The sequence below is a fragment of the Paenibacillus sp. genome (genome assembly GCF_035645195.1).
GTDB lineage: Bacteria > Bacillota > Bacilli > Paenibacillales > YIM-B00363 > Paenibacillus_AE.
This window is the reverse complement of sequence record NZ_DASQNA010000029.1, coordinates 1-8,572: the sequence shown is the minus strand read 5'-3', so window position 1 is coordinate 8,572 and position 8,572 is coordinate 1. Positions and strand designations below refer to the sequence as shown.

Sequence of the window (8,572 nt, the reverse complement as noted above, 5' to 3'; positions counted from 1 at the left end):
TCCGGCAACGATACCTACCACGTCCATGACGAAGACGACGTGATCGTCGAGGATATCGCGGAGAGCGGCGGCACCGCGGATAAGGCCTATATCCACATCGGCAAGTACGAGCTTCAGGATACCGTCGGCGTCGAGATCCTCAAGGTCGGCGACGAGGTGGCATTCGGCGTCGAGATCACCGGCAACATGTTCGCCAACACGATCATTGGCGGTGTGGGCAACGATTCGCTCAACGGCGCTGGCGGCAACGACTCGATCGTAGGCCAGAATGGCGATGACACCCTCGACGGCGGTGACGGTGACGACACGCTCGAAGGCGGCATTGGCAACGACACCTATCATGTCTACGGCAGCGAGAAGATCATTGACGCTGACGGGGACGAGGACGCGGTCGTCGTGTTCACGTCCGGCGTGTACACGCTGGCCGGCAGCATCGAGAACGGCAAGGTCGGCGGGAACACCACCGGCGTCCATCTGGTCGGCAACAGCCAGGGCAACGACCTCACCGGCAACAACGAGGCGAACACCCTCGACGGCGCCGGCGGCAGCGACTCTCTGGCCGGACATGATGGGGTGGACTCGCTTGTCGGCGGGGAAGGCGACGACACGCTGGATGGCGGCGTCGGGGCCGATATCCTGGTTGGCGGCTCCGGCGATGACAGCTACTACCTTGACGACGCTGGGGATGAGGTCACCGACGCGAGTGGCGCCCTGGACAAGGTCATCATCACGGCCTCCGGCACTTACAGCATCTCGACCGGGATCGAGGAGATTGAGATCCAGGTAGGGGTCAACGACGTGCATGTGATCGGCACGGACGATGCTGACAAAATCACCGGCAACAACGAAGCCAATACACTGCACGGTGCAGGCGGCGGCGACACGCTGGAGGGCCGCGATGGTAACGACGAACTCGCCGGCAGCGAAGGCAACGATTCGCTCGACGGCGGCGAAGGTGACGACATCCTGGATGGCGGGTCAGGCACTGACACGCTGAGAGGCAGGCAGGGCAATGACACCTACCATGTGACCACGGGCGACCGCGTGCATGAAGCTACTGACGGCGGAACCGATACTGTGATCGCTTATGGTAGCTTCGCCCTGGATGCGGACGAAGAAGTGGAGGTTTTGAAGCTGGATGCGGCTGCGGGAGGTGGAAACACGCTCTCGGGCAACAACCTCGGCAACGCCGTTGAAGGTAACGACAGCGGCAACATCCTTAATGGCGGCGGCGGCGACGACGGCGTCACCGGCGGTGCCGGCAACGACCTCCTCGACGGTGGTGAGGGCAAGGACGTCATGACCGGCGGCGCCGGCAATGACACCTACATCATTGACAGTGATGGCGACACAGTCTTCGAAGATGACAACGAGGCAGGCGGCCAGGACACTATCGTTTCCAGCATCGACTTCACATTGGAGGAGCAGAGCGGCGTCGAGGTCGTTCAAGCGGCAGACGGCGAAGGTCCGATCAATCTCACCGGCAGCGATCTTGAGGGCAACATCCTTATCGGCAACGATGGCGCCAACGATCTCAACGGACGGGGCGGCAACGACACCCTGAACGGTGGTGCCGGAATCGACCGGCTCTTCGGTGGCGAGGGTGACGACAACCTCGATGGCGGTGCCGACGATGACCTTCTCATTGGCGGCGACGGCAATGACGTCATGAATGGCGGAGCCGACAACGACGTCTTGCGCGGCGGCGATGGCCGCGACGAGCTCATCGGCGGCGACGGCAATGACACGCTCAACGGCGGCCTGATCGATGAGAACGGCGAGGTCATCGGTGATGGCGCGGAGGATACTCTCCACGCTGGCGCAGGCGACGACGTCTACTACCTGATGGATGCTGCTGACATCATCGATTTCGGCGGCGAGACTGATGAAGGCTTCGACAAGGTTTATATCCTGTCAAAGAACTTCATGAATGGGGATCAAGTCGACTGGAAGGCGATTCAGGCTTTTGCCGAGCAACATTGGGGGAAAGGCATCGAAGAGATCTACATCGACGATAGCGAGAATCCCTACGGAGGCCAGGGCAGCGGACTGGATGACGTCTACGAGATCTTTGTTGGCGATGAGATCGAGGACGAGCCTCTCGATCCTGAGAAAGGCGGAAGCCAGGATCGGGCTAACGTTCATATCGCGAGCTATACCCTCGACGACAAGTTCGGCGTCGAGATCCTCTCGGTGGTCGATGGTCTCGATTTCGACGTCGAGCTGACTGGCAACAACCAAGCCAATACCATCTACGGCAGCACGCGAAACGACACCCTCAGGGGCGGCGCAGGAAACGATCTCATCTCCGATGATGAAGGAAATGAGTCAGGCAATGGCGGCGGTCACGACCTGCTCGATAGCGGCGAGGGCGAGGACACGCTCATGGGCGGACTCGGCAACGACGTACTCCAGGGTGGTGCCGACAACGACACGCTCCTCGGCGGTGATGGAGATGACCTTCTTGAAGGTGGAACAGGCAATGACTCTCTCGAAGGCGGAGAGGGCAACGACATTCTCACTGGAGGTACGTTCGACAGCAAAGGTAATGCGATAGGTGATGGATCCGCTGATACTCTTCACGGAGGAGCAGGCAATGACACCTACTATCTTATGGATGCTGGAGATGTCATCGAATTCGATCAAGGCGGCGATCTAGGCAACGACGTCGTTTACGCTCTCTCGAGGAACATCGGCGACGACGCTGCGGTGCACGCTTTTGTCTCTAACCTGAGGAGCAACGGTATCGAACGTGTCTTTATCGATGGACTTCTCTATGGCGATAGCACCCAAAGTCCGTCCGATATTCGCCTGTCCAGTAACTGGGTTCAGGAACTATCACGCGACAATTCCAACATAGCGTCGCTGTCGGTAAACGTGAACACAGGTCACACTTACACCTACAAGATCGGCATCGATAATGGCGATGGCACTATGAGGTGGGCAGATACAGATGGTCGGTTCAAAATAGTCATGGTCAATGGAACTGCCCGCCTACAGGTCGCAGACAGTTCAAAGCTCGACCATGAGAACATTCGTACGCACCTGATTACGCTCCAGGTTACGGACGATGTAACTGGCACGCAATTCGTCGAGTCAAACATCAGAATCGTCGTACGTGATTGGCTGAACGAGACCTATCGGACTGCAAAGTCAAGCGATGACGTTTTCAAAGGTGGAATCGGTGACGACACGTACTTCGGAGGTGGAGGATCGGATACATTCATTGGCGGACGTGGAGCCGACTTCTTCAATGGCGGGGTTGGAGGTGACAAATTCGTCTTCACTACCAATCCCGTGGCGGCAGAAGTCGATACAATCGCTGATTTCTCCATAGGTGAGGACAAGATCCACCTGTCTTCAGAAATCTTCGACCTTCTAGGTCGGATCGGACAAGGTCTTGATGCCAACACATTCTTCGCAGGAGTGCAGGCCCAATCGGCTACGCATCGCATCATCTACGACAACACCGGAGATGTTGGCGTTCTCCTCTACGATGCAGATGGGTCTGGCCAAAAGGCTGCCGTTGCGATCGCCAAGCTGACGAACAAGGCCAACCTGTCGTTCAACGACTTCCTCGTCATCTGACATTGACAACTTTCGGGAGGCCTACCTCCCGTTTTCTTCACATGAGCACATTGCTCGCAAGGCTCAACGTTAATATGGGGTTTAAAAATGCCTGAATTCTTCTTTCTCGAAATGCAGGGCGTGAATGGGTATACAACACAGTCCGGCAACCCAGCTGCTCTGAATATTCCGGAGAATATCGCTACTGGGACCATCGTCGCAAAAATTACCGGGTGGGAGCCTGGAGAGGATCACACGCAATTCGATATTACACCGCTTACTGATCCTGGAGCGGCCGGGGACGACTTCGGGCGATACGGGATTATGCAGGCAACCACCAACGGCCCTGGATCTCCTCCTCAGTGGAACGCAGGCGATTGGGTTGTTTACATCAAGAATGGCGGCCCGATTAATTTCAATTCCGAAGATAAGGATGGCCCAAACGATCTTTGGTACAATCAGATCGACTTTAAGGTTACTCCGAAAACCGGGTATACACCTATTGCCGAATACGAAGTCAAATATACATTCAATATCCAAAATGCGAATGATGCTCCTACGGATCTGCAATACGCCACCGTCAACACACTCAACGAGAATGCACCCCAGGGCGATGTAATCGCAACTGGGATCACTGTCACGGATGAGGATCAGCTTCAGAATTTCCGGGATTTCCGCTATGCCCTCGTGAATGAGGATGGATCCGCATACACTGGCAACAATTATCAGATCGATGCCAGCACAGGCAGGATCACTGTCGGCCCAGGTGGCCTTCCGAATGTGAGTGCTCCTACACCTGTAACCTTGCATGTGCGGGTGACTGACATGGGCGGTGCGGGTGCGTCTTACAGAGAAAGCGTGACGTTCACGGTCAACCCTGTGGCGACTAACAATCCTCCAAGCAATCCTGCCGTTCAAGGAACGGTTGCAGCGCTCGATGAAGAGGCCGCGATACCTGCGACAACGGTCGTCGCTCGTGTGCAGTCGACTGACGATGGTCTCGGCGGCGCTTTGCGTTACGAGCTGGTCAGCAACCCTGGAAATCTGTTCACGATCAATGCAGGAACCGGCGAGATCAGGTTCACCGGTGGACGGCAGGACTATGAGAACAACGCGAATCTTCAGGTCGAAAACCCTGGAACAGCACAGGAGCGCAAATACTTCAACGTGACCGTTAAGGCGGTCGAGAGCGGGCAGGGAGGCTTGGAGTCTGATGCAACCCAGGTGAAGGTCTACCTGAACAATGTGAACGAAGCACCGACCTTCGCCGTCACGGGGCAATCGGTTTTCAGCACTCCAGCCAATGGAGCAGCTGTCAATCCTTTCGTCGGCATCACTGTTGCCGATCCCGAAACGACCGATATCCTCACGCTGACAATCTCTTATACAAACACGAACGGTACTCTTTCGTTTGGCAGCCGCCCTGGGGTCAGCGTTAGTCAGCCAAGTGATACGGGTGGTATTCGCACCTATACCCTAACCGGAACAGCGGCCGACCTGAACATCTTCCTTGATAGCGTAACATTCGATCCAAGGGACACGTCAGCGACAACCACGCGCTTTACATTTACAATCAAGGATGCGCTGACATCTGCTACACAATACGTCGATGCAGTCACCGTAAACGGTACGCTCGCTAATCAAGCCCCGACCTTTACCGTGTTGACTGGCCAGACTTCCTTCCAGGCGACCGATACAGGCGGAGCCGTGAACCCGTTCGTCGGCATCGATCTGAACGATAACGAGAACGACGACATCACACTGACCATCTCTTTTGCTGACGCGGACGGCGCTCTGGGCAACGTCACCTCCGGCAACGGCGTGACCGTCACAGACAACGGCCTGTCCGGTGCGAACCGAGTCTTCACCTTTGTGGGCAAGGCAGCAGCCCTGGAGGCATTTCTGGACAATGTGACGTTCGACCCGACAGATCGCACCAGCGCCGGTGCTGCGGTGACAACGCAGTTCTCCTTCACGGTGAAGGACAATGACCACGCCGCCACCACACACAACAACGCGGTGAACGTCGTCACACAAGTTGTAGGAGCCAATGTGGCTCCTGTCATTGAAGGAGCTTCCCAGCCGGTCACGCAGACGGTTTCCGACAGGGCCGATCTTCAGCCCTTCAAGGATCTCACGATTCGAGATGCCGGTAACCTTCGGGTTGTCGTGACGATGGACTCGGCCTCCAAGGGGACCTTCATTGGCGACGGAGGTATCTATTCTAGAGATGCGGGAACCTTTACAATCGAAGGAACGGCTTCCTATGTGACAACCGCACTACAGGCGTTGCGCTTCGATGCTCGGGATAAGGCTCCCGGTTCTGCGACTGAGACAACAACGTTTACGATCAGGGTGACTGATGATGACGGCGTGTCATCAACCAACAGCAACATCAGCGTGAGCGCCACAGCTCCTCCTGCACAGAACGTCAGTCCGGATCTGACCAACGGTACGGCTTCCGTCGATGAGCTTTTCGCTTTGTCGGGCGGATCGATCGCGACTCTGGCGGCTACTGATGCAAACAACGATTCTCTGTCCTACTGGATCATGGTGAACGGCACGGCGGTGAAGTCGGACGGCCGGTTCGTCATCGATGGTAACCAGCTCAAGATCGTCAACGGCGGAGTTGCTTTCGATTTCGAACAGGTGCCTCAATACAACCTGACACTGCGTGTCACGGACGGAAGGGGCGGTTTTGACGATGCGACATTTACCGTCAACGTCCGGGATATAAATCCCGAGGTGATGACAGCAGCCAGCGCCAGCCCCCTCAATGACGTGATCAAAGGCAGCACGACGGGCAACTTTAAAGACACGTTCTTCGGTGGCGCAGGCGATGACAAGCTCTGGGGCGGGTACGGCAACGATACGCTCTGGGGCGGCGCTGGCAAGGACGTGTTCGTGTTCGACGGTAGGCTCGGAACGTCCTCGACGGACCGTCGGGTCAACTACGACACGATCAAGGACTACAGCGTCAAGGACGACTCGATCTGGCTCGACAATGATCTGTTCAAGTCGAACAAGAAGCTCTATGCCGCAATCAAGAAGGGTGTTGAAAACAAGCCACTGAAGATGGCGAGCAAGTTCTTCACGGTTGGCGACAAGGCGAAGCAGGCGGACGACTACTTCGTCTACGACTCCAAGAAGCGCGTGCTCTACTATGACGCCGACGGCTCAGGCTCGAAGGCGGCCATCGAAATGGCGAACTTCACCAACAACAAGGCCTTGAAGGGTTTCAACCACAAGGAATTCCTGTTCATTTAGGATCGACTTGCAACGCTATAATGATCGGCATGCCGGCCTCGCGAGAGGCCGGCATATCTGTTTCTGTCATAACGTGGGAGGAACGGGATGCCGCCTTACTCCCACTTCTCACGAATGAGATTTGCTGCCCTGCTGCTCGAACATGCACCTTGTCAGCCATCACCCCGGAAGCTTTACCTGCCAGCGTCTGGGTATGTTTTCGTCGTTTTCGGAGGTGAGGCGAGGGTTCAGGACCGAATGGGTTGATCCGTCTTCCGGTCCACAACAGGAGCTATAGGGGTAAAGTACCGCTGGATATTGACCCGATTATTGCCCAACAGAGAGTACCCAGGCGCGATAGGCGCACCCGCTCCGCCTGACAGTGAAGATCACGCTTCTGGGTTCTCTAGAAGGTCGAAGCCGTCCCGCCAGAGCTCTCGTTGGGCAACGCAGCACCTTGTTCAGCACAAAATGAAAACGCCCCAGCTTGTGCCGGGGCGGTCTTGATATGCTCTCCTTGTCGCGTGCTGCCGATCAGACGATCAGGAAGTCCGCAGCCGAGAGCTTCAGGTTCTTGTCGATCGTTGCGAACCGGATCGCCGCCGCTGCCGTTTCGATGCCATCGGCATCATAGAAGAGGGCGCCGGTCTTCTTATTGTAGATGATCCGGTCATCGGCATCCTTAGCCGCCGTATGGCTGACGAAGAAGCTCGATGGAAGCTTGCCCGCAGCAAGGCCGGTAAACACGGACTTGTCGAGAACGATGGTGTCGTCACGCGTCGAGAAAGCGGTGATCTTGTCGATGCCGGAGCCGAGAGCGGCATCGAACACGAACGCGTCCCGACCTGCTCCGCCATTGAGGGCGTCCGAACCCAGGCCGCCGGTGAGACGGTCGTTGCCGGCACCGCCGATCAGCTTGTCGTTGCCGCCGCGTCCTTCCAGGAGGTCATTGCCTGCAAGGCCGTCGAGCGTGTTCCGGCCGGCATGGCCGATGAGCAGGTTCGCCTTCGCCGTTCCTTTCAGGCTCACGGATTTTCCGGCACTGAGCGCCTCGTCGGCGGCCAAACCCTCGAACAGCTTGTCCTTGGACGAAAGGGTGGTGCTCTTCGTCACCACGCGGCAGTCAAGACCACCGGCGTCGATGATGATGTCGACCTTTTCCCTGAACTTGTAAACATCGTTGCCCTTGCCGCCCTTCAGGATGTTCGGGCCTTCGCCGCCGCCGCCGATCAAGGTGTCGTTGCCGTCGCCGCCATCGAGGACATCGATGCCATCGCCGCCGTCGAGATAATCGTTGCCGAGATTGCCATAGAGCAGGTCACGGCCGAGGCCTGCGGTGACACGCTCGCCTGCCGTGCTGCCGACGAAACGGTCGTCGAGAATTTTCGTCAGATCCGTGTTCATCTCGACCACAATGGTCTGGTTGGCGCGACCCCAGTTCAGGAAAGTCGTTCCGGACAGATCGAGATCGACGGATTCAGAGGCGCTCGTGAAATGAATCGTATCAATGCCGGCGATAGAGCCATAAACCTGAGAAACGCCAAAGAAGCTGGTGGCATTGTAAGTGAGCGTCGTCGCGGTCGGAACTGGGGACGCAAAAGTAAGAGCATCAATGGCGGTGATGGAATTGAAGTGAGCAGAGCCAAGGAGTTGGATGACGTCTATTTGGCGATCATTGAAATGGCCAAAGTTGTTCGTGCCGGAAATGCTTGTTCTTGCTACGCCTGCATTCACTACGAAAGTGTCGTTACCGCCCAAT

The 8,572-nt window shown here is 56.8% G+C and carries 3 protein-coding genes; 2 read left to right on the top strand and 1 reads right to left on the bottom strand.

The window, feature by feature from the left end:
• The first annotated feature begins 39 nt into the window (after positions 1 to 39).
• Positions 40 to 3,588, top strand: coding sequence for a calcium-binding protein (locus VE009_RS15095; protein ID WP_325008982.1), 3,549 nt, complete (start codon positions 40 to 42; stop codon positions 3,586 to 3,588).
• 87 nt (positions 3,589 to 3,675) lie between these two features.
• Positions 3,676 to 6,834: a hypothetical protein gene (locus tag VE009_RS15090; protein ID WP_325008980.1), complete on the top strand. Its 3,159-nt coding sequence runs from the start codon at positions 3,676 to 3,678 to the stop codon at positions 6,832 to 6,834.
• 513 nt (positions 6,835 to 7,347) lie between these two features.
• On the opposite strand, the gene VE009_RS15085 is transcribed toward VE009_RS15090, so the two are convergent.
• The coding region (locus VE009_RS15085; protein ID WP_325008978.1) for a calcium-binding protein at positions 7,348 to 8,572 on the bottom strand (1,225 nt) is incomplete at its 5' end.